At 71.3% G+C, this 20,966-nt stretch carries 20 protein-coding genes; 12 read left to right on the top strand and 8 right to left on the bottom strand.

All coding sequences use genetic code 11. The features are described from left to right. Nucleotides 1–72: 72 nt before the first annotated feature. A complete protein-coding gene (locus AC5P09_RS36975; RefSeq protein ID WP_493878081.1) occupies nucleotides 73–1,029 on the bottom strand; it encodes an FAD-dependent oxidoreductase in 957 nt (318 codons plus the stop codon). 66 nt (nucleotides 1,030–1,095) lie between these two features. Here AC5P09_RS36975 and AC5P09_RS36980 point away from each other — a divergent pair, with 66 nt between their 5' ends. Both AC5P09_RS36980 and AC5P09_RS36985 read left to right on the top strand, forming a co-directional pair. Next, nucleotides 1,096–2,118 carry an oxidoreductase gene (locus AC5P09_RS36980; RefSeq protein ID WP_493878082.1) on the top strand — a complete coding sequence of 341 codons (1,023 nt, stop codon included), beginning with the start codon at nucleotides 1,096–1,098 and terminating at the stop codon, nucleotides 2,116–2,118. Nucleotides 2,119–2,180: 62 nt separating this feature from the next. After that, nucleotides 2,181–3,821: an ABC-F family ATP-binding cassette domain-containing protein gene (locus AC5P09_RS36985; protein ID WP_493878083.1), complete on the top strand. Its 1,641-nt coding sequence runs from the start codon at nucleotides 2,181–2,183 to the stop codon at nucleotides 3,819–3,821. Here the strand turns inward: AC5P09_RS36985 and AC5P09_RS36990 are convergent. The 3 genes from AC5P09_RS36990 to AC5P09_RS37000 form a co-directional block, all read right to left on the bottom strand. Beyond that, entirely contained in the window at nucleotides 3,818–4,375 is a 558-nt protein-coding gene (locus tag AC5P09_RS36990) for a putative glycolipid-binding domain-containing protein (protein ID WP_493878084.1), read from the bottom strand. The two genes, AC5P09_RS36985 and AC5P09_RS36990, sit on opposite strands and share 4 nt — an antisense overlap. Before the next feature lie 82 nt (nucleotides 4,376–4,457). Further along, nucleotides 4,458–6,857 (bottom strand): Tex family protein, encoded by a 2,400-nt coding sequence (locus AC5P09_RS36995; protein WP_493878085.1) that lies wholly within the window; start codon nucleotides 6,855–6,857, stop codon nucleotides 4,458–4,460. A gap of 96 nt (nucleotides 6,858–6,953) precedes the next feature. After that, entirely contained in the window at nucleotides 6,954–7,085 is a 132-nt protein-coding gene (locus AC5P09_RS37000; protein WP_010042827.1) for an LPFR motif small protein, read from the bottom strand. 183 nt (nucleotides 7,086–7,268) lie between these two features. Here AC5P09_RS37000 and AC5P09_RS37005 point away from each other — a divergent pair, with 183 nt between their 5' ends. Further along, nucleotides 7,269–8,228 carry a GlxA family transcriptional regulator gene (locus AC5P09_RS37005; protein WP_493878086.1) on the top strand — a complete coding sequence of 320 codons (960 nt, stop codon included), beginning with the start codon at nucleotides 7,269–7,271 and terminating at the stop codon, nucleotides 8,226–8,228. 185 nt (nucleotides 8,229–8,413) lie between these two features. Further along, complete coding sequence (locus AC5P09_RS37010) at nucleotides 8,414–9,049, top strand: DJ-1/PfpI family protein (protein WP_493878087.1); 636 nt, start codon at nucleotides 8,414–8,416, stop codon at nucleotides 9,047–9,049. Here AC5P09_RS37010 and AC5P09_RS37015 read toward each other — a convergent pair. Continuing rightward, nucleotides 9,036–9,791 carry an enoyl-CoA hydratase/isomerase family protein gene (locus tag AC5P09_RS37015; RefSeq protein WP_493878088.1) on the bottom strand — a complete coding sequence of 252 codons (756 nt, stop codon included), beginning with the start codon at nucleotides 9,789–9,791 and terminating at the stop codon, nucleotides 9,036–9,038. The genes AC5P09_RS37010 and AC5P09_RS37015 overlap by 14 nt on opposite strands. 283 nt (nucleotides 9,792–10,074) lie before the next feature. On the opposite strand from AC5P09_RS37015, the gene AC5P09_RS37020 reads away from it, so the two are divergent. Then, the gene (locus tag AC5P09_RS37020) at nucleotides 10,075–10,584 is read left to right on the top strand and encodes an ATP-binding protein (protein WP_493878127.1); all 510 of its coding nucleotides are present in this window, start codon (nucleotides 10,075–10,077) and stop codon (nucleotides 10,582–10,584) included. A gap of 6 nt (nucleotides 10,585–10,590) precedes the next feature. Here AC5P09_RS37020 and idi read toward each other — a convergent pair whose 3' ends face one another. The 3 genes from idi to galE form a co-directional block, all read right to left on the bottom strand. Then, a complete protein-coding gene (idi, locus tag AC5P09_RS37025; protein ID WP_493878089.1) occupies nucleotides 10,591–11,184 on the bottom strand; it encodes an isopentenyl-diphosphate Delta-isomerase in 594 nt (197 codons plus the stop codon). A gap of 187 nt (nucleotides 11,185–11,371) precedes the next feature. Then, complete coding sequence (locus AC5P09_RS37030; RefSeq protein ID WP_493878090.1) at nucleotides 11,372–12,307, bottom strand: cation diffusion facilitator family transporter; 936 nt, start codon at nucleotides 12,305–12,307, stop codon at nucleotides 11,372–11,374. Nucleotides 12,308–12,452: 145 nt separating this feature from the next. Then, nucleotides 12,453–13,424 (bottom strand): UDP-glucose 4-epimerase GalE, encoded by a 972-nt coding sequence (gene galE / locus AC5P09_RS37035; protein ID WP_493878091.1) that lies wholly within the window; start codon nucleotides 13,422–13,424, stop codon nucleotides 12,453–12,455. Nucleotides 13,425–13,711: 287 nt separating this feature from the next. Between galE and AC5P09_RS37040 the strand changes: the two genes are divergently transcribed. The 7 genes from AC5P09_RS37040 (at nucleotide 13,712) to AC5P09_RS37070 (ending at nucleotide 20,766) form a co-directional block, all read left to right on the top strand. Next, entirely contained in the window at nucleotides 13,712–15,535 is a 1,824-nt protein-coding gene (locus AC5P09_RS37040; protein ID WP_493878092.1) for a DUF5941 domain-containing protein, read from the top strand. Further along, on the top strand, nucleotides 15,532–16,284 hold the full coding sequence (locus AC5P09_RS37045) for a phosphocholine cytidylyltransferase family protein (RefSeq protein ID WP_493878093.1): 753 nt from the start codon (nucleotides 15,532–15,534) through the stop codon (nucleotides 16,282–16,284). Before AC5P09_RS37040 ends, AC5P09_RS37045 begins: the two co-directional genes overlap by 4 nt. After that, nucleotides 16,272–17,333 carry an iron-containing alcohol dehydrogenase family protein gene (locus tag AC5P09_RS37050; protein ID WP_307678549.1) on the top strand — a complete coding sequence of 354 codons (1,062 nt, stop codon included), beginning with the start codon at nucleotides 16,272–16,274 and terminating at the stop codon, nucleotides 17,331–17,333. Before AC5P09_RS37045 ends, AC5P09_RS37050 begins: the two co-directional genes overlap by 13 nt. Beyond that, nucleotides 17,311–18,090, top strand: a complete 780-nt coding sequence (locus AC5P09_RS37055) for a CDP-alcohol phosphatidyltransferase family protein (RefSeq protein ID WP_493878094.1) — start codon at nucleotides 17,311–17,313, stop codon at nucleotides 18,088–18,090. The genes AC5P09_RS37050 and AC5P09_RS37055 overlap by 23 nt, the downstream gene beginning before the upstream one ends. Beyond that, nucleotides 18,087–18,968 (top strand): glycosyltransferase family 2 protein, encoded by an 882-nt coding sequence (locus AC5P09_RS37060; RefSeq protein ID WP_493878095.1) that lies wholly within the window; start codon nucleotides 18,087–18,089, stop codon nucleotides 18,966–18,968. Before AC5P09_RS37055 ends, AC5P09_RS37060 begins: the two co-directional genes overlap by 4 nt. Before the next feature lie 96 nt (nucleotides 18,969–19,064). Then, a complete protein-coding gene (locus tag AC5P09_RS37065) occupies nucleotides 19,065–19,994 on the top strand; it encodes an ABC transporter permease (RefSeq protein ID WP_493878096.1) in 930 nt (309 codons plus the stop codon). Next, on the top strand, nucleotides 19,987–20,766 hold the full coding sequence (locus AC5P09_RS37070; protein ID WP_493878097.1) for an ABC transporter ATP-binding protein: 780 nt from the start codon (nucleotides 19,987–19,989) through the stop codon (nucleotides 20,764–20,766). The genes AC5P09_RS37065 and AC5P09_RS37070 overlap by 8 nt, the downstream gene beginning before the upstream one ends. Nucleotides 20,767–20,966: the final 200 nt, after the last annotated feature.

The following is a 20,966-nucleotide window of genomic DNA, read 5'->3' on the forward strand; positions in this document are numbered from 1 at the left end:
GGGCTTTCGGCCGGTGCGGCGAGAGTGCGTGCCGGGCGCCGTGGGTGCTGTGCGGGACTTTCGAAACACCCCCTAGGGGGCGGCCAGCCCGGCCGCCTCCTCCGCGCACCCCCAGGCCACGGTCACACCCCCACCGCCGTGCCCGTAGTTGTGCACCAACACCCGTCCGCCGGGCAGGAGTTCACGTTCCAGCCGGACCGCGTCCCGGGAGGGCCTGAGCCCCACCAGGTGCCCCAGCACACGCGCCCCGGCGATCTCGGGCCGCAGCGCCGCACACCGCCGTACGATCGCCTCCGCCACCGCGGGATCGGGCTCGAGAGACCACTGGTCCTCGTCCGTGGTGCCGCCCAGCACGAGCCGGCCGGGCTGCGGGAAGAAGTACGCCTTCTCCCCTGCCGCGTCCGTGGAGACGAGCCAAGTGCGGATGCCGGGGTTCTCCACGAGAACCAGCTGCCCGCGCACGGGACGCACGGAAGCGTCCGGCACCAGCTCGCGGGCGTCCAGTCCCGTGCAGTTGACCACGACCGGCGCGTCGACCTCCGCCAGGTCGGCCACCGTACGCGTCTCGATCACCCCGCCCGCGGCGAGGAAACGCTCTCGCAGCCACGGCAGATGAGTCGACATGTCGATGAGCGGCAGCCGCGCCCACATCCCCGTCCCGGCGTACTCCTCGGCCGTCGCGGCCCGCAGCCCCGGCAGCCGCGCGCCCGCCCAGGCCACGGCCCGGTCCAGGTCCAGGTCCGCCTCGCCCAGTACCCCTTCGACCATGCGTACGCCGGTCACCTCGGGGGAGGCCGCCAGCTCCTCGTAGACGTCCAGCGAGCGCAGCGCCCAGGTACGGGCGAGCTCGGCCGGCTCGATCGCGTACGGCCACCACAGCGCCCCGGCAACCGCCGAGGTGGTCCGCTCGACCGGATCCCGCGTCCACACCCGCACCCGCCGGCCGCGCTCGGCGAGCACGAGGGCCGTCGTCAGTCCGATGACACCGCCGCCGACCACGACGACGGCGTCCTGCCGTTCGCTTTCCATCGGCGGACAGTAGCGGAATATGTCATGCCGTGCTCAGACGGCGCCCGCTCTGGGGATACTCACAGCATGTCTGCCGAGTACGCGACCTTCGGCCTGGCACCGGCGATGCGTGCCGGTGAAGTCCTCGCCAACGGTGAATACCACATCCACCGGGACTTCGTGGACTTCATCGTCGACGGACGCCCGCTCCTCTTCCAGCTCTCCGACCTCGACGCCGTCTCCCCGCTCGCCTCGGACATCCCGCCCGCGATCTTCACCGCCCAGGTCCGCAGCCTGCTCCGGGAGACGGACGCACCGCTGCCCGACGGCCGCTACGTCGTCTACGGCTGCCCCGACTGCGAGGACCTGGCCTGCGGCGCGGTCACCGCCGTGATCGACCGGGACGGCGACGACTACATCTGGCGGGACTTCGCCTGGCAGACCGACGAACACGCCGACCTGGAGCTCAACGGCTACCACGGCATCGGTCCGTTCCGCTTCCAAGGCGCTGAGTACCGTGCGGCGCTGAGCTCCCTCCTGGACACCTCCGCCGACACCCGCCGGCGCCGCGTGCTGCTGATCGGCGCCCGCGTCGCCCTCCTCGCCAAGCTCGCCGCCGCCCTGCGCACCATCGGCATCGGCGCCGACATCACCCGTGACGCGCAGGACGTCCCCGCCGACGAACTGCGCGCCTACGGCGCCGTCGCCTTCGGCCGGGCGGTCACCGAGGAGGAACGTGCCTCCGTGCGCCGCTCCTTCGAACGCGCGGGAGTCGACGTGGCCTACGTCGACGGCCTCGCCCCGATCGTCCCCCTCCTCGTCGCCCAGATCGAACACGCCCTGGACCGCAGTCCCGTGGAACGGCGCCGCCTCACCCGCCTGGTGGCCGCGGACGGCGAGGCGGGCGTCGAGGTCACCTCCCCGTGCCGGGTCCGCCTCACCGCGTACCGCCTCGACCGCCTCTACCGCACCCACGCCCACGACCTCTTCGACGGCATCCTGGAACCGGGCCGCCACCGCATCGCCCTGGACACCAAAGCGGTCAAGGGGGAGTCCTTCGTGGTGGCGCGCACCTCGGGGAGTGTGCTGGTGGAGGCGATGGCGCACTGAAAAACCACGAACAGTAATCGAGAAGCAGACCGCCGCGGCGGGCCACTATCATCGGCGGTCTGATGACTGCCACCCTCGTCGCCAAGAACCTCGCCGCCGGCCACGGCGACCGCTCCCTGTTCTCCGGGCTCGACCTCGTCGTCGCGCCCGGAGACGTCATCGGGCTGGTCGGAGCCAACGGCGCGGGCAAGTCCACGCTGCTCAGGATGCTCGCCGGCCTCACCGCCCCGGAGGAGGGCGAGCTGCGGCTGTCCCCGCCGACGGCGACCGTCGGCCATCTGCCGCAGGAGCCGGAGCGACGGCCCGGCGAGTCCGTCCGGGACTTTCTCGCCCGCCGCACCGGCGTCGCCGAGGCCCAGCGCACGATGGACGAGGCCACCCAGGCCCTGGTCGACGGCGCACCGGGCGCCGACGACGCCTACGCGACGAGCCTGGAGCGCTGGCTCGACCTCGGCGGCGCCGACCTCGACGAGCGGGCGGAAGAGGTCGCCGACTCGCTCGGCCTGGCCGTCGACCTGGACCAGCCGATGACCTCGCTGTCGGGCGGCCAGGCGGCCCGGGCCGGCCTCGCCTCCCTGCTCCTGTCCCGCTACGACGTCTTCCTCCTCGACGAGCCGACCAACGACCTCGACCTGGACGGCCTGGAGCGCCTCGAACGCTTCGTGAGCGGCCTGCGCGCCGGCACGGTCGTCGTCAGCCACGACCGCGAGTTCCTCACCCGCACGGTCACCAAGGTCCTCGAGCTCGACCTCGCCCAGCAGCAGATCACCCTCTACGGCGGCGGCTACGAGGCCTACCTGGAGGAGCGGGAGGTCGCCCGTCGGCACGCCCGCGGCGACTTCGAGGAGTACGCCGACAAGAAGGCCGCCCTCCAGGAGAGGGCCCAGACCCAGCGCTCCTGGATGGACAAGGGCGTGAAGAACGCGCGCCGCAAGGCGGCCAACGACAACGACAAGATCGGCCGCAAGTTCCGCAGCGAGGCCAGCGAGAAGCAGGCCGCCAAGGCCCGCCAGACCCAGCGCATGATCGAACGCCTCGACGTCGTCGAGGAGCCCCGCAAGGAGTGGGACCTGCGCATGGAGATCGCGTCGGCCCCCCGCTCGGGCGCGGTCGTCGCGACCCTGCGGGACGCCGAGGTCCGGCGCGGCGACTTCGTGCTCGGCCCGGTGTCCCTGCAGATCGACTGGGCGGACCGGGTGGCGGTGACGGGAGCGAACGGCGCGGGCAAGTCGACGCTCCTCGCCGTCCTCCTGGGCCGCATCGAGCCGGACGCGGGCAGCGCCTCCCTCGGCTCGGGCGTCCTGATCGGCGAGGTCGACCAGGCCCGCAAGCTGTTCCACGGCCCGGAAGCCCTGCTGGACGCCTTCGGCGCGGCCGTCCCGGACACCGAACCGGCCGAGGTCCGCACGCTCCTGGCCAAGTTCGGCCTCAAGGCGGACCACGTCCTGCGCCCGGCCGCCACGCTCTCCCCGGGCGAACGCACCAGGGCCGCGCTGGCCCTGCTCCAGGGCCGGGGCGTGAACCTCCTGGTCCTCGACGAGCCGACCAATCACCTGGACCTGCCGGCCATCGAACAACTGGAGTCGGCGCTCGACGCCTACGAGGGCACACTCCTCCTGGTCACCCACGACCGCCGCATGCTGGACGCGGTCCACGTCAGCCGCCGCCTGGAGGTCGCGGACGGCAAGGTGACCGAGCGCTAACGCGAGGTGAGACGCCGCGCCAGGCCCGGATAGTCGACCACGCAGCCGTCCTCGTCGAACTCCAGGTCGCTGCGGAAGTCGCCGGAGGCGAAGCGCACCCGTCCATGGCCGAGGTGGGTGTAGGTCTGCCGGGACGGCTCCACGGTCAGCTCGGGGACCCGCACCCACGCCATCAGGAACTCGCGCTCCCCGGGCTCCCGATGAAGGCCGTGCCGCAGCACCGGCATGGTGTTGGTGAGCGGACACAGCCCGAGGTCGCAGTCGAGGGCTCCGTCGACCTGGGGGATCCGCTCGCCGTTCATCGTCCAGCGGCCCCCGTCGTCGCGGCGCAGGTCGAGGAAGCGGGTGCCGTGCGGGGTGGCGGCCTCCACCAGCAGACGGCGGGTGACGAAGCCGTCGGCCGTGTCGAGCGCGTACGAGATCCAGTACGTCTCGGGCACGGTGCCGACCGCCCGGCCACGGGCCCGCAGCACCTTCTCGTCGAGGTCGACCCAGGCCGTCTCGTAGCCCCCGCTTTCGGACACGTCCCAGGTGAGCACACGTGATGTCCGCATGGCGCCACCCTACGGACGAACCGGCCCGGACCCTCCGTGGCATACCGGAGAATCCGGGCCGGACCGCTCGGACGCCGCCTTGTCAGCGCCTGCCCTTCTTCGGGTCGACGAGACCCGCCTTGCGCAGGGCGTCCGCCATCGCGCTGTTGGAAGGCGGCGGAGCCTGACGCGAGGCACCGCCACCGCCGCCACCGCCACCGCCGCCACTGCCGCCGCCCCGGTTCTGCCGCTGCTGCGGCGGACGGCTGCCCCGCTGCCGGCGCTCGCCGCCGCCCGAGGCCGGCTGCCGCTCCTGCGGTGCCGCCTCGTCGTCGAGGCGCAGCGTCAGCGAGATCCGCTTGCGCGGGATGTCGATGTCCAGCACCTTCACCTTGACGATGTCGCCGGGCTTCACCACGTCCCGCGGATCCTTGACGAACGTCTTCGACAGCGCGGAGACGTGCGCCAGACCGTCCTGGTGGACACCGACGTCGATGAACGCCCCGAAGGCCGCCACGTTCGTGACCACGCCCTCCAGGATCATCCCGGACGACAGGTCGGAGATCTTCTCGACGCCCTCCTTGAAGGTGGCCGTCTTGAACGCGGGCCGCGGGTCGCGCCCCGGCTTCTCCAGCTCCTTGAGGATGTCGGTCACCGTCGGCAGACCGAACGTCTCATCAACGAAGTCCTGCGGCTTCAGCGAGCGCAGCACACCGGTGTTGCCGACGAGCGAGGCCACCTCCTGCCCGGCGGTCTTCACCATCCGCCGCACGACGGGATACGCCTCCGGGTGCACGCTGGACGCGTCCAGCGGGTCGTCGCCCTCGCGGATCCTGAGGAAGCCCGCACACTGCTCGTACGCCTTGGGGCCCAGCCGCGCCACACCCTTGAGCTGCGCGCGGGACTTGAACGGCCCGTTCGCGTCACGGTGCGCCACGATGTTCTCGGCGAGCCCGGAGGAGATGCCGGAGACCCGGGCGAGCAGCGGTGCCGAGGCGGTGTTCACGTCGACCCCCACGCCGTTGACACAGTCCTCCACCACCGCGTCCAGCGAACGCGACAGCTTCACCTCGGACAGGTCGTGCTGGTACTGGCCGACCCCGATCGACTTCGGGTCGATCTTCACCAGCTCGGCGAGCGGGTCCTGGAGCCGCCGCGCGATCGACACGGCGCCGCGCAGCGACACGTCCATGTCGGGCAGCTCCTGGGAGGCGAAGGCGGAGGCCGAATACACGGAGGCGCCCGCCTCCGACACCATCACCTTGGTGAGGTTCAACTCCGGGTGCTTGGCGATCAGTTCACCGGCGAGCTTGTCGGTCTCCCGGGACGCCGTGCCGTTGCCGATCGAGACCAGCTCGACCGCGTGCTCCTTGGCGAGACGGGCCAGTTTGGCGATCGCCTCGTCCCACCTGTTCGCCGGGACATGCGGGTGGATGACGTCCGTCGCCACCACCTTGCCGGTCGCGTCGACCACGGCGACCTTGACGCCCGTACGGAACCCGGGGTCCAGCCCCAGCGTCGCGCGGGTGCCGGCCGGGGCGGCGAGCAGCAGGTCGCGCAGGTTCGCCGCGAACACGTTCACGGCCTCGTCCTCGGCGGCCGTCCGCAGCCGCAGCCTGAGGTCGAGGCCGAGATGCACGAGGAGACGGGTGCGCCAGGCCCAGCGGACCGTGTCCTGCAGCCACTTGTCGCCCGGTCGGCCCCGGTCGGTGATCCCGAACCGGTGCGCCACCATCCCCTCGTACGAGGAAGGGCCCTCCGTCGGCTCCTCCGGCTCCAGGACGAGGTCGAGGACGTCCTCCTTCTCGCCGCGCAGCATCGCCAGGATGCGGTGCGAGGGCAGCGCGGTGAACGGCTCGGCGAAGTCGAAGTAGTCGGAGAACTTGGCGCCCGCCTCCTCCTTGCCCTCCCGCACCTTGGCGACCAGCCGTCCGCGCACCCACATGCGCTCGCGCAGCTCGCCGATCAGGTCGGCGTCCTCCGAGAACCGCTCGGTGAGGATCGCCCGGGCGCCGTCGAGAGCCGCCTGAGGGTCGGCGACACCCTTGTCGGCGTCGACGAACGCGGCGGCCGCGGCGAGGGGCTCCACGCTCGGGTCACCGAGCAGCCCCTGCGCCAGCGGCTCGAGACCGGCCTCGCGCGCGATCTGCGCCTTGGTGCGCCGCTTCGGCTTGAACGGCAGGTAGATGTCCTCCAGCCGCGCCTTGGTCTCGGCGCCGCGGATCTGCGCCTCGAGCTCGGGCGTCAGCTTGTCCTGCTCGCGCACCGACTCCAGGATCGCCGTCCGCCGCTCCTCCAGCTCCCGCAGATAGCGCAGCCGCTCCTCGAGCGTGCGCAGCTGCGCGTCGTCGAGCATCTCGGTCGCTTCCTTGCGGTAGCGGGCGATGAAGGGCACCGTCGAACCGCCGTCGAGCAGTTCCACGGCAGCCCTGACCTGCCGCTCCCGTACGCCGAGTTCCTCGGCGATCCTGCCTTCGATGGACCCTACGAGGGGTGTCGTCACGATGCCGTACCGCCTTCTCCACTGAGGTTGCGCGGCAATTGTGGCAGGTGGCACCGACAGTCGGGGTCCAGGGCGGAATCCCGGCGGGCCGGGCGGTCAGACCCTGCGGCTGCGCGTCGAACTCGAGGCACCTCCGAAGAGCCGGGCCAGCGCCCGGAAGGGCAGCGTCACGACGGTGGCGATGGCCCCACCGATCTGGCGCAGTACGTCTGCGATCGCACGGAACACGTCATTCCCCTTTCGACTCCCGGCCACTGCGGCCGGAATCACCGAGTACCTCGGCGATCGCGGGCCATGCTCACCGTCCCAGCGGTCCCGGCAGCCCGCCCGGTTGCCCATGGCAGGCGCATGGCAGAAAAGGTGGGGAACTCGTCATTGCCGCCACGCCGCCCTCGGCGAAGAATCGGCCCCATGCCGCAGCGATCCGTTCTCGTCGTCCTCTTCGACGGCGTCCAGAGCCTGGACGTCTCCGGCCCCGTCGAGGTCTTCGCCGGGGCCGAGAAGCACACCCCGGGCACGTACCGCGTGCACACGGCCTCCCTGGACGGCGCTCCCGTGCGCACCTCCAGCGGCCTGACCCTCGTACCGGACGCGACCCTCGCCGACACACCACGCCCGCACACCCTCCTCGTCCCGGGCGGCCAGGGCACCCGGACCCCCGACCCGCGGCTGACCGGCTGGCTGCGCGAGCACGGCCCCCGCGCGCGGCGCCTCGTCTCCGTGTGCACCGGCGCGATCCTGCTCGCCGAGGCGGGTCTGCTGGACGGCCGCCGCGCCACCACCCACTGGGCGTACAGCGACAAACTCGCCCGCGACCACCCCGCCATCGACGTCGACCCGGCCCCCATCTACATACGGGACGGGCAGGTCTCCACCTCGGCGGGCGTCACCTCGGGCATCGACCTGGCCCTGGCCCTCGTCGAGGAGGACCTGGACCGGGAAGCGGCGCTCACCGTCGCCCGCCACCTGGTCGTCTTCCTGCGCAGGCCCGGAAACCAGGCCCAGTTCAGCGCCCAGCTGGCCGCCCAGACCGCTCAGCGCGAGCCGCTGCGGGAGGTCCAGCAGTGGATCACCGAGCATCCCGCCGGAGACCTGAGCGTCGAGTCGCTCGCCGAACGCGCCCGGCTGTCACCCCGCCACTTCGCCCGCGCCTTCCGCACCGAGACCGGCATGACACCCGGCCGCTATGTCGACCGGGTCCGCCTCGAACACGCCCGCCGCCTCCTGGAGGACACCGGCGACGGAGTCGAGGAGATCTCCCGCGCCAGCGGCTACGGCACCCCCGAGGCCATGCGCCGCGCCTTCCTCAAGGCGCTCGGCGCGGCCCCGGCCGAGTACCGCCGCCGGTTCCGCCCCGCACCCGCCCGCTGACGCCCCGCCCCGCCCGCTGACGCCCGCACCCGCATCCGCTCCCTGCCCCGCATCCGCCCGCTGACGCCCGCACCCGCACCCGCTCCCTGCCCCGGACCCGCCCGCTGACGCCCGCACCCGCCCGCTGACGCCCGCACCCGCACCCGCCCGCTGACGCCCCCGCCCCGCCCGCCGAAAGGAAACAGATGCAGATCGCCATCGTCCTCTTCGACCGCTTCACCGCCCTGGACGCCGTCGGCCCGTACGAGACCCTGGGCCGCCTCCCCGACGCGGAGACCGTCTTCGTGGCCGAGCGGACCGGCCCGGTGCGCACCGACACCGGGAACCTCGCCCTCACCGCCGACCGGACGCTCGCCGAGGTGCCGAGTCCCGACCTCGTGGTCGTGCCCGGCGGCCCCGGCCAGACCCCGCAGATGGAGAACGACACCCTCCTGGACTGGCTGCGCACCGCCGACGCCACCAGCACCTGGACGACCTCCGTGTGCACCGGCTCCCTGCTGCTCGCCGCGGCCGGCCTGCTCACCGGGCGCCGAGCGACCTCGCACTGGCTGGCGCTCGACTTCCTGAAGCGGTTCGGGGTCGAGCCGGCCGAGGAGCGGGTCGTCTTCGACGGCAAGTACGTCACCGCGGCCGGTGTCTCCTCCGGCATCGACATGGGCCTGACCCTGCTCGGCAGGATCGCGGGCGACGAACACGCCCAGGCGGTCCAGCTGTTGACGGAGTACGACCCGCAGCCACCCTACGACGCCGGCTCCCCGCACAAGGCTCCGGCGCACCTCGTCGAGGAGTTCCGCGCCAAGAGCCGGTTCATCCTGACGTAGACACGCTCCAGGTGAAGCGCGGCTGTCTGCGTTCCAGGAACGCGGCGACCCCCTCCGCGGTGTCGCCGCTGCCGCGCGCCTGCCCGGCCCAGAAGGTGTCGCGGTCCGTGCGCCCGTCCGCGAACTCCTTCGCCGCGGCCTGTGTCAGCTGCGAGCGGGACACCAGGATCCGGGTGAACTCCGCGACCCGCTCGGCGAGTCCGCCCCCGGGCAGTACCTCGTCCACCAGACCCGTGCGCAGCGCCCGCTCGGTGTCGATCAACTCGCCCGAGAACAGCAGGTACTTGGCGGCGGCAGGCCCCACCAGCGACACCAACCGCCGGGTGGAGGAGGCCGGATACACGATTCCGAGCTTCGCCGGGGTCACCCCGAACAGCGCGCCCTCCTCGGCGAACCGCAGATCACAGGCCGCCGCGAGCTGCGACCCGCCGCCCACACAGTGACCGCGGACCGCCGCGAGCGTCGGCTTCGGGAAGGCGGCGAGGGCCTCCTCGGCACGCACGGCCAGCCCCTGCGCCTCGTCCGGCGACCCCCGGAGCGTGGAGATGTCGGCTCCCGCGCAGAACGTCGGGCCCTCACCGGTCAGCACCAGCGCCCGTACGTCCGGGTCGGCGGCCAGTGTGTCCAGCAGCGGCGGCAGTGCCCGCCACATCGCGGCCGTCATCGCGTTGCGCTTGGCCGGATGGTGGACGACGACGGTGGCGACCGAGTCGGCGACGGTGTGCAACAGCTGCGGCTCCATGCGCCGGATGCTATCCGCCCCCTCCGCGCCGGCGATCAAGAGGTCCGGTGAGAGCGACAGGCGGAACGAATCGGACAAGACGGCGGTCAAACCCGTACAACCCGAATAGTTCGCGAAGGCGGTGAGAGGCGGACAAGAGCGGTCCCACAACTGACGCTGTCATACGCCAACGGTCAGAACCGCTCGATAGGCGCTGACTTGTGTTCAGTTCTTCGGGGCGGCGGGGCTCGTTACCAACACTCGAGATGTGGTGACAATCGAGCGCAAGGGTGGCGACCGGACGATGGAAGACCATGGGCGCGGGTCCGGCCCACGCCCAGCAGGCGGCACGGACGAGCCCGGCGACCCGAGGCCGCCGGAACCGTTGCCGTACGAGGGCGTGTGGCGGTTCACCGCTCCCGCCGTCGACGCCTCGGTCCCGCAGGCGCGGCATGCCGTACGGGACCTGCTGCACCGCCAGGGAGTGCCGGTCTCGGACGACCTCGTCCAGGGGCTGCTGCTGATCGTCTCGGAGCTGGTCACGAACGCCGTGCGGCACGCGGCGCTGCTGTCGCCGATGCTCGCCGTGGAGATCGCCGTCGGCGCGGAGTGGGTGCGGGTGTCCGTGGAGGACAATCACCCCTACCGCCCGACCGCCCTGGAGGCCGACCACGGCCGGACCGGCGGCCGCGGACTCCTCCTGGTGAGCGAGATCACCCGGGAGGCGGGCGGGGTGTGCGACGTCGAGCACACGGCGAGCGGCGGCAAGGTGATCTGGGCCGCCCTGCCGCTCAAGCCCGCGAGCGTGCCGTAAGGCAGCTCACCAGCCGGCGGACGTGTCCGTCAGCTCCCGGACCGCGGGGCGGGCCGCGTCCAGGACGGTCATGAACCAGGCGGAGAAGGTGTCCTTCGCGTGCCGCTCCGCCAGCTCGGCGGGAGACACGAAGGCGGTCGCGCCGACCTCCTCCGGGTCCGGCCGCAGCGGTGACTGCACCAGCCCGACGAAGAGGTGGTTGTACTCCTGCTCGACCAGGCCCGAGGCCGGGTCGGGGTGGTTGTAGCGGACCGTGCCCGCCTCGGCGAGCAGCGACGGGGAGACACCGAGCTCCTCGTACGTCCGCCGGGCGGCCGCCGCGAAGGGCGCCTCGCCGGGATAGGGGTGGCCGCAGCAGGTGTTGGACCACACGCCGGGGGAGTGGTACTTGCCCAGCGCCCGCTGCTGGAGCAGCAGCCGGCCGTGCTCGTCGAAGAGGAACACCGAGAAGGCGCGGTGCAGCTGCCCCGGCGGCTGGTGGGCGGCGAGCTTCTCCGCGGTGCCGATCGTCACACCGTTCTCGTCGACCAGTTCCAGCAAAATCGCGTCCACGGTGCCGTTCGACGAACTGTGCGTCGCGGTGGCAGGTGTGATCGGCATACCCATCCTTCGCATTGGTCTTCGCGCCCCAAGTGTGCCGTACGAATCCGGCACTCCCGGCAGTTGATCGTGCCCGGCGCGGCGGCCGAGGAACCGTCCGGGGCGGGGCTGTGAGCATGAGGACGCAGCCGTCCACCGGACCGATGCGTTCCGTCCGAACTCGGGTTTCAGTGCCCGAACCCGTGTGTCAGTGGCACAGCCGCGCTTCGTGCTCCGCGTGCCCGCTCGGCTCCAGCTGGAAGGTGCAGTGCTCCACGTCGAAGTGGTCGCCGAGGCAGCCCTGGAGCTCGTGCAGCATCTTCTCGTGGCCGATCGCGCTCAGGACGTCCGAGCGCACCACCACGTGCGCGGACAGGACCGGCATCCCGGAGGTGATCGTCCAGGCGTGCAGGTCGTGGACGTCCTCGACACCGTCCAGGGCCAGTATGTGGGCCCGTACGTCCGTGATGTCCACGTCCTTGGGGGCAGCCTCCAGCAGCACGTCCAGGGTCTCGCGCAGCAGCTTCCAGGTGCGCGGCACGATCATCAGGCCGATCACGAGCGAGGCGATCGGGTCGGCGGCCTGCCAGCCGGTGGTCAGGATCACCACCGCCGAGATCAGCACCGCGACCGAGCCCAGCGCGTCCGCCGCCACCTCCAGGAACGCGCCGCGCACGTTCAGACTGTCTTTCTGGCCGCGCATCAGCAGCGACAGCGAGACCATGTTCGCGACCAGACCGATCGCGCCGAACACGATGGTCAGCCCGCCCTCCGTGTCGGCGGGTGTGACGAACCGCTGGATCGCCTCGTACAGGACGTATCCGCCGACCCCGAGCAGCAGCAGGCAGTTGGCGAGGGCGGCGAGGATCTCGGCGCGGGCCAGCCCGAAGGTGCGCCGGTCGCTCGGCGGGAGGCTCCCGAAGTGGATCGCGAGGAGCGCCATGCCGAGGCCCAGCGCGTCGGTCGCCATGTGCGCCGCGTCGGCGACCAGCGCCAGCGAGTCGGCGACCACGCCGCCGATGATCTCGACCACCATGACGCCGAGCGTGATGGACAGCGCGACCCGCAGCCTCCCGCGGTACGCGGCGGTCGCCGTACCCGCCGGCGGACCGTGCGTATGCCCGTGATCGTGCCCAGCCCCCATGAAAAGCGCCTCCTGTTTTCCGCCCGAGACCACAGTGAACTACGGGTGGGGGGTATGGGGCAACGCGGCACTGAACACCGTTGTCATGTGCCCTGACCTGCAGAAACGATCCGCAGGTCAGGGCGGCGGCAATCTCTCGCCCGGCTCACCCGCCGTGGTGCCGCAGCCACCCCTGCCACGCCGACTCGACCATCTCGCGCACCCCGCGCCGGGCCGTCCAGCCCAACTGCTCGGCGGCCCGAGCGGCCGAGGCGACCGCGCGGGGCGCGTCCCCGGGGCGCCTGGCCTCGACTAGGGCAGGCCGCCGGTCGCCGCTCACTTCGCCGATGACCGTGATCAGTTCGCGTACGGAGACGCCCGCGCCGCGGCCGATGTTGACCGTCAGGTCGCCGGGCGTGGTGTCCTCGGTCGGCCGCCGGGCCGCCGCGAGGTGGGCCTCGGCGAGATCGGCGACGTGAATGTAGTCACGGATGCACGTCCCGTCCGGTGTCGGATAGTCGTCGCCGAAGATCCGCGGCGCCTCGTCGCGCGTGAGCCGGTCGAAGACCATGGGGACGATGTTGAAGACCCCGGTGTCCGCCAGCTCGGGCGCGGCCGCCCCGGCCACGTTGAAGTAGCGCAGGCACACGGTCGAGATGCCGTGCGCCCGGCCCGCCGCCCGCACCAGCCACTCCCCGGCGAGCTTGGTCTCGCCGTACGGGTTCACCGGAACACACCGAGTGTCCTCCGTGATCAGGTCCACACCGGGGTTGCCGTACACGGCCGCCGAGGAGGAGAAGACGAAGCGCTTGATCCCGGCCTCGGCGACCGCTTCCAGGAGCGTGGTGAGACCGCCGACGTTCTCCCGGTAGTAGCGCGTCGGCTGCGCCACGGACTCGGCGACCTGCTTGCGTGCCGCGAGATGCACCACGCCGGTCACCCCGTGCTCGGCGCACACCCGCTTCAGCAGGCCCGCGTCCAGCGACGAGCCGTGGACGAGCGGAACGCCCGCCGGCAGCCGTGCGGGCACCCCGGCCGAGAGGTCGTCGAGGACGAGGGCGCTCTCCCCGGCGTCGGTCATGGCCCGCGCCACATGTGCCCCGATGTATCCGGCCCCGCCGGTGATCAGCCATGTCATGGTCGTCCACCCTATGCGCACGCCCCGACACTCGGCGCGATGTCCGGGATGCCCGGTCTGGGAGGGCAGGTTTGTGGGCGGGGCCCGCGATCACCGATGATGATCGCGGCAAAGGCCGGTGGAGACGGTGTTGATCTGCCCGTGAACGGGCGGTGAACACCAGCTTCCGGGGATCCGATAGCCTCTGCCGACACGCCGCCCGGTTGGTGCAGCCCAGCCACACCAAGGGGCGCCCCACCATGCACATGCCCGGCGCCCACACGTCGGAGTTCAGGGAGTGAGTTCGGTTGTCGACCGCCATCCTCACCGGTCAGCCGGTCCCCGGATCGTCGATCGAGGGTGATCTGCGGTCCCTCGGCTTCGACGTCCGGACCGCCGCCGACGCCGCCGACGCCGAGGCGCTCCTCGCCCGGGTGCCGGGTGACCAGCGGGTCGCCGTGGTCGACGCCCGCTTCGTGGGTCACGTCCACGCGCTGCGCCTCGGCCTCACCGACCCCCGCTTCCCGCTCGCCGCGGTGCCGGGCGCGGTGACCGCCCAGCCGGCCGGCCGCCAGGCCCTGACCCGGGCAGCGGCCCGCGAGAACTCCGCGGGCGGCGGTACGGCCCTCGCCGTCGACAGCCTCGCCGACCGCGTCGTCGCCGCCCTGGCCGCCGACGGCACCGAGGTGCACCGCCCCGAGCTCGGCAGCCTGGTCGCCGAGGTCCCGGCCGACCCACAGGCCCGCAACGAGGCACGGCAGGCCGTGGCCGCCGTCGACGACGAGGCCGTACGCCTGAAGTCGGCCGTGAAGGCCCGCGACGGCTTCTTCACCACCTACTGCATCAGCCCGTACTCCCGCTACCTCGCCCGCTGGTGCGCCCGCCGGGGCCTGACCCCGAACCAGGTCACCACCGCCTCCCTGATCACCGCGCTGATAGCGGCCGGCTGCGCGGCCACCGGAACGCGCGGCGGATTCATCGCCGCGGGCATCCTGCTGATCTTCTCCTTCGTCCTCGACTGCACCGACGGACAGCTCGCCCGCTACTCCCTGCAGTACTCGACGCTCGGCGCCTGGCTTGACGCCACCTTCGACCGGGCCAAGGAGTACGCCTACTACGCGGGCCTGGCCCTCGGAGCCGCCCGCGGCGGCGGCAGTGACGATGTATGGGCCCTCGCGCTCGGCGCGATGGTCCTGCAGAGCTGCCGGCACATCGTGGACTTCTCCTTCAACGAGGCCAACCACGACGCCACCGCCAACACCAGCCCCACGGCTGCCCTTTCGGACAAGCTGGACAGCGTCGGCTGGACGGTCTGGGTACGCCGGATGATCGTCCTGCCGATCGGCGAACGGTGGGCGATGATCGCCGTCCTCACGGCGGTGACCACTCCTCGTATCACCTTCTACGCGCTGCTCATCGGGTGCGCGTTCGCTGCGACGTACACGACGGCGGGCCGCGTGCTGCGGTCGCTGACGCGCAAGGCCAAGAGGACGGACAGGGCGGCGCAGGCGCTGGCGGACCTGGCGGACAGCGGGCCGCTCGCGCAGGGAGTGGCCGCACTTCTTCGTAAGCTACCCACCTACGGCCCGCTCGGCTCCCGCGCCTTCCTCGTGCTGCCTGCCGCCGCGATGGTGGTCGGTGTCGCGGCGCTGGAGCCGTACGGCAGCGCGTGGCCCGTTGCCCTGGCCGCGCTGTACGTGCTCACCTCGGGCGCTGCTGTCGTGCAGCCCCTCAAGGGCCCCCTGGACTGGCTCGTCCCCCCGCTCTTCCGCGCCGCCGAATACGGCACCGTCCTGGTACTGGCGGCCCAAGCGGACGTGAACGGGGCCCTTCCTGCAGCTTTCGGCCTGGTGGGGGCAGTCGCCTACCATCACTACGACACGGTGTACCGCATCCGCGGCAACGCCGGGGCGCCCCCGGCCTGGCTGGTGCGCGCCATCGGGGGGCACGAAGGGCGGACGCTGCTCGTCACCGTCCTGGCCGCGGTGCTCTCCGCCTCGCAGTTCAAGGTCGCGCTCACGGTCCTCGCCGTGGCCGTCGCCCTGGTGGTGCTCGTCGAGAGCATCCGCTTCTGGGTGTCCGCCCACAAGGGTGGCGCGCCCGCCGTACACGATGAAGGAGAACCCGCATGATCGGCCTCGTGCTGGCGGCCGGCGCCGGACGGCGTCTGCGCCCCTACACCGACAGCCTTCCCAAGGCGCTGGTGCCGGTGGGGCCCGCGGGCATAGAGGGCGAACCGACGGTCCTGGACCTGACCCTCGGCAACTTCGCCGAGATCGGTCTGACCGAGGTCGCGATCATCGTCGGCTACCGCAAGGAAGCCGTGTACGAGCGCAAGGCGGCCCTGGAGCAGAAGTACGGCCTCAAGCTCACGCTCATCGACAACGACAAGGCCGAGGAGTGGAACAACGCCTACTCCCTGTGGTGCGGCCGTGACGCCCTCAAGGACGGCGTGATCCTCGCCAACGGCGACACCGTCCACCCGGTCTCCGTCGAGAGGACGCTGCTCGCCGCCCGCGGCGACGGCAAGAAGATCATCCTCGCCCTGGACACGGTGAAGTCCCTGGCGGACGAGGAGATGAAGGTCGTCGTCGACCCCGCCAAGGGCATGACGAAGATCACCAAGCTGATGGACCCGGCCGAGGCCACCGGCGAGTACATCGGCGTCACCCTCATCGAGGGCGACGCCGCCCCGGAGCTGGCCGACGCGCTGAAGACGGTGTGGGAGACGGACCCGCAGCAGTTCTACGAGCACGGCTACCAGGAACTCGTGAACCGCGGCTTCCGGATCGAGGTGGCGCCGATCGGCGACGTCAAGTGGGTCGAGATCGACAACCACGACGATCTCGCCCGTGGACGGGAGATCGCGTGCCTCTACTGACCCGGCTCATCCCCTCGCCGGTCGTCGTGGACATCCGCCCGGGTGCCCTGGACGACCTGGTCGGGGTTCTCGCCGACGAGCGCATCTCGCACTCCGGCAGGCTCGCCATCGCCGTCAGCGGCGGCTCCGGCGCCAAGCTGCGCGAGCGCCTCGCCCCCTCACTGCCCGGCGCGACCTGGTACGAGGTCGGCGGCGGCACCCTCGACGACGCGGTCCGGCTGGCCGGCGACATAAAGGCCGGCCACTACGACGCGGTCGTGGGCCTCGGCGGCGGCAAGATCATCGACTGCGCCAAGTTCGCCGCGGCACGCGTCGGCCTCCCGCTGGTCGCCGTACCGACGAACCTCGCGCACGACGGCCTGTGCTCGCCGGTCGCCACCCTCGACAACGACGCGGGCCGCGGCTCCTACGGCGTCCCGAACCCGATCGCGGTCGTCATCGACCTCGACGTCATCCGCGAGGCCCCGGTCCGCTTCGTGCGCGCCGGAATCGGCGACGCCGTCTCCAACATCTCCGCGATCGCCGACTGGGAGCTCGCCAACCGCGTCAAGGGCGAGAAGATCGACGGCCTCGCCGCCGCGATCGCCCGGCAGGCCGGCGAGGCGGTCCTCAGGCACCCGGGCGGTATCGGGGACACCGACTTCCTCCAGGTGCTCGCCGAGGCGCTGGTCCTCAGCGGTATCGCGATGTCGGTGTCCGGCGACTCCCGGCCCTCCTCCGGGGCCTGCCACGAGATCAACCACGCCTTCGACCTGCTCTTCCCCAAGCGGGCGGCCGCCCACGGAGAGCAGTGCGGACTGGGCGCCGCCTTCGCGATGTACCTGCGCGGAGCCCACGAGGAGTCGGCCTACATGGCCGAGGTGCTGCGTCGGCACGGGCTTCCGGTGCTCCCGGAGGAGATCGGCTTCACGGTGGACGAGTTCGTCCGGGTCGTGGAGTTCGCTCCGGAGACCAGGCCCGGCCGCTACACGATCCTCGAACACCTCGACCTCAAGACCGAACAGATCAAGGACATCTACGCCGACTATGTCAAGGCCATCGGTAGCTGAACTCCGGCCGGTCGTCCACCCCGCGGGGGTGAAGGACCGGCGCAGCGGTGAGCACTGGATGGGGCGCCTCTACATGCGCGAGGTGTCCCTGCGGGTCGACCGCTACCTGGTCAACACCAGGGTCACGCCCAACCAGCTCACGTACCTGATGACCGTCTTCGGCGTCCTGGCGGCCCCGGCACTCCTGGTGCCGGGGATCCCGGGCGCCGTGCTCGGCGTGGTGTGCGTCCAGCTGTATCTGCTGCTCGACTGCGTCGACGGCGAGATCGCCCGCTGGAGGCAGCAGTTCTCGCTCGGCGGGGTCTACCTGGACCGGGTCGGCGCCTACCTGACCGACGCGGCCGTGCTCGTCGGCTTCGGTCTGCGCGCCGCCGACCTGTGGGGCTCGGGACGGATCGACTGGCTGTGGGCCTTCCTCGGCACGCTCGCCGCGCTCGGCGCGATCCTGATCAAGGCCGAGACCGACCTCGTCGGCGTCGCCCGCCACCAGGGCGGCCTGCCGCCGGTCAAGGAGTCGGCCGCCGAGCCGCGCTCGTCCGGCATGGCGCTGGCCCGCAAGGCCGCCGCGGCACTGAAGTTCCACCGCCTGGTGCTCGGCATCGAGGCGTCCCTGCTGATCCTGGTCCTGGCGATCCTGGACACGGTGCGGGACGACCTGTTCTTCTCCCGCCTGGGCGTCGCGGTACTGGCCGGCATCGCGCTCCTGCAGACGCTGCTGCACCTCGTGTCCATCCTCGCGTCGAGCAGGCTGCGATGAGTGGCATGAAGGTCGGCGCGGTCATCATCACCATGGGCAACCGCCCCGACGAACTGCGCGCCCTGCTCGACTCGGTCGCCAAGCAGGACGGCGACCGCGTCGAGGCGGTCGTCGTCGGCAACGGCTCGCCCGTCCCGGACGTCCCCGAAGGCGTCCGCACCATCGAACTGCCGGAGAACCTCGGCATCCCCGGCGGCCGCAACGTCGGCATCGAGGCCTTCGGCCCCAGCGGCCGCGACGTCGACATACTGCTGTTCCTCGACGACGACGGCCTCCTCGCCGGCCACGACACCGCCGAACTGTGCCGCCGGGCCTTCGAGGCCGACCCCCAGCTCGGCATCATCAGCTTCCGCATCGCCGACCCCGAGACAGGGATCACCCAGCGCCGCCACGTCCCACGGCTGCGCGCCTCCGACCCGATGCGCTCCTCCCGGGTCACCACCTTCCTCGGCGGCGCCAACGCCGTACGCACCCAGGTCCTCGCCGAAGTCGGCGGCCTCCCGGACGAATTCTTCTACGCACACGAGGAAACCGACCTGGCATGGCGGGCCCTCGACGCGGGCTGGATGATCGACTACCGGTCCGACATGGTGCTGTACCACCCCACGACCGCGCCCTCCCGGCACGCGGTCTACCACCGCATGGTCGCCCGCAACCGGGTCTGGCTCGCCCGCCGCAACCTGCCCAGGCTCCTGATCCCGGTCTACCTGGGTGTCTGGCTGCTGCTCACCCTGCTGCGCCGTCCCTCGCGCTCCGCCCTGAAAGCGTGGTTCGGCGGATTCCGGGAAGGCTGGACGACGCCCTGCGGACCGCGCCGGCCCATGAAGTGGCGTACGGTGTGGCGGCTGACTCGACTGGGCCGGCCCCCTGTCATCTGACAAGCTCGTTCCTGAGTGCACCGGGGCCGTACCGAGGTTCCGGGCTCATGCCATGCCCGCACAGGCTGCGCATCCCGAAGACGAAAGTTTCCACTAGTGAGTGAGACAACGCACGACGGCACGGTCGCGGTGAGCGCGCCCGTACCGCCCGACGAGGGCCTGACGGCGGCACGGCTCGCCGAGAAGTACGGGCTGACCGTGAGCGGCGCCCGCCCCTCCCTCGTCGAGTACGTCCGCCAGCTCTGGGACCGGCGTCACTTCATCCTCGCCTTCTCGCGGGCGAAGCTGACCGCCCAGTACAGCCAGGCGAAGCTGGGCCAGCTGTGGCAGGTGGTCACGCCGCTGCTGAACGCGGCCGTGTACTTCTTCATCTTCGGCGTGATCCTCGAGGCCGACCGCGGCATGTCCCGCGAGGTCTACATCCCGTTCCTGGTCACCGGCGTCTTCGTGTTCACCTTCACGCAGAGCTCGGTGATGGCGGGCGTCCGCGCGATCTCCGGAAACCTCGGCCTGGTCCGCGCCCTGCACTTCCCGCGCGCCTCGCTGCCGGTCTCCTTCGCGCTCCAGCAGCTCCAGCAGCTGCTGGCCTCGATGATCGTGCTGTTCGCGGTCACGGCCGCCTTCGGCAGCTACCCCGACCTGTCCTGGGCGCTGATCGTCCCGATCCTGGTCCTGCAGTTCGCCTTCAACACCGGCCTCGCCCTGATCATGGCCCGGGCGGGCTCGAAGACCCCGGACCTCGCGCAGCTCATGCCGTTCGTGATGCGTACGTGGATGTACGCGTCCGGCGTGATGTTCTCCATCCCGATCATGCTGGAGGACAAGCCGGCCTGGATGGCGTCCGTCCTGCAGTGGAACCCGGCCGCCATCTACATGGACCTGATGCGCTTCGCGCTGATCGACGGCTACGGCACCGAGAACCTGCCCGACCACGTCTGGGCGGCCGCGGGCGGCTGGGCGCTGCTCCTGGCGGTCGGCGGGTTCGTGTACTTCTGGAAGGCGGAGGAGAGGTACGGCCGTGGCTGATCACACCTTCGAGGAGCGGATCCCCACCGTCATCGCGGACGAGCTGCACATCGTCTACCGCGTCAACGGCACCAAGGCCGGCAAGGGCAGCGCGACCGCGGCCCTCAGCCGCATACTCAAGCGAGGCGAGGAACGCGGGGTGCGCAAGGTGCACGCCGTCAAGGGCGTCTCCTTCGTCGCCTACCGGGGCGAGGCCATCGGCCTGATCGGCTCGAACGGCTCCGGCAAGTCGACCCTGCTGCGCGCCATCGCCGGTCTCCTCCCCGCGGAGAAGGGCAAGGTCTACACCGACGGCCAGCCCTCCCTGCTCGGCGTCAACGCGGCCCTCATGAACGACCTCACCGGCGAGCGGAACGTCATATTGGGCGGGCTCGCCATGGGAATGACCCGGGAGCAGATCAAGGAGCGCTACGAGGAGATCGTCGAGTTCTCCGGCATCAACGAGAAGGGCGACTTCATCACCCTCCCGATGCGCACCTACTCCTCCGGTATGGCCGCCCGCCTGCGGTTCTCCATCGCCGCTGCCAAGGACCACGATGTCCTGATGATCGACGAGGCCCTGGCCACCGGCGACCGCAAGTTCCAGAAGCGCTCCGAGGAGCGCATCCGGGAGCTGCGCAGGGAGGCCGGCACGGTGTTTCTCGTCAGTCACAACAACAAGTCGATCCGTGACACCTGCAACCGCGTCCTGTGGCTCGAACGCGGCGAGCTGCGTATGGACGGCCCGACCGACGAGGTCCTCAAGGAGTACGAGAAGTTCACGGGCAAGTAGTCCACCCGGACCCGGGCGAAAGAGACCGCCCCGCTTCCCAGGGCCCCGCCGGAACTGGTCCGGCGGGGCTCCGCGTCTGCAAAGGAAACCGTCAACTTCGGCCCGCCTTAGGAATCTTGGGGCCAATCGGTGTGTTCTTGTGATGCGCAGGACACCCCGGAGATCCTTGGCGCGTTGTACAACGTAAGCTGGGGCGGTCC

Source organism: Streptomyces sp. a15 (assembly GCF_059026085.1).

Coding starts and splice junctions, on each gene's coding strand:
- AC5P09_RS36975 (WP_493878081.1), bottom strand. CDS start 1,029: ATGGAAAGCGAACGGCAGGACGCCGTCGTCGTGGTCGGCGGCGGTGTC.
- AC5P09_RS36980 (WP_493878082.1), top strand. CDS start 1,096: ATGTCTGCCGAGTACGCGACCTTCGGCCTGGCACCGGCGATGCGTGCC.
- AC5P09_RS36985 (WP_493878083.1), top strand. CDS start 2,181: ATGACTGCCACCCTCGTCGCCAAGAACCTCGCCGCCGGCCACGGCGAC.
- AC5P09_RS36990 (WP_493878084.1), bottom strand. CDS start 4,375: ATGCGGACATCACGTGTGCTCACCTGGGACGTGTCCGAAAGCGGGGGC.
- AC5P09_RS37005 (WP_493878086.1), top strand. CDS start 7,269: ATGCCGCAGCGATCCGTTCTCGTCGTCCTCTTCGACGGCGTCCAGAGC.
- AC5P09_RS37010 (WP_493878087.1), top strand. CDS start 8,414: ATGCAGATCGCCATCGTCCTCTTCGACCGCTTCACCGCCCTGGACGCC.
- AC5P09_RS37015 (WP_493878088.1), bottom strand. CDS start 9,791: ATGGAGCCGCAGCTGTTGCACACCGTCGCCGACTCGGTCGCCACCGTC.
- AC5P09_RS37020 (WP_493878127.1), top strand. CDS start 10,075: ATGGAAGACCATGGGCGCGGGTCCGGCCCACGCCCAGCAGGCGGCACG.
- idi (WP_493878089.1), bottom strand. CDS start 11,184: ATGCCGATCACACCTGCCACCGCGACGCACAGTTCGTCGAACGGCACC.
- AC5P09_RS37030 (WP_493878090.1), bottom strand. CDS start 12,307: ATGGGGGCTGGGCACGATCACGGGCATACGCACGGTCCGCCGGCGGGT.
- galE (WP_493878091.1), bottom strand. CDS start 13,424: ATGACATGGCTGATCACCGGCGGGGCCGGATACATCGGGGCACATGTG.
- AC5P09_RS37045 (WP_493878093.1), top strand. CDS start 15,532: ATGATCGGCCTCGTGCTGGCGGCCGGCGCCGGACGGCGTCTGCGCCCC.
- AC5P09_RS37055 (WP_493878094.1), top strand. CDS start 17,311: ATGTCAAGGCCATCGGTAGCTGAACTCCGGCCGGTCGTCCACCCCGCG.
- AC5P09_RS37060 (WP_493878095.1), top strand. CDS start 18,087: ATGAGTGGCATGAAGGTCGGCGCGGTCATCATCACCATGGGCAACCGC.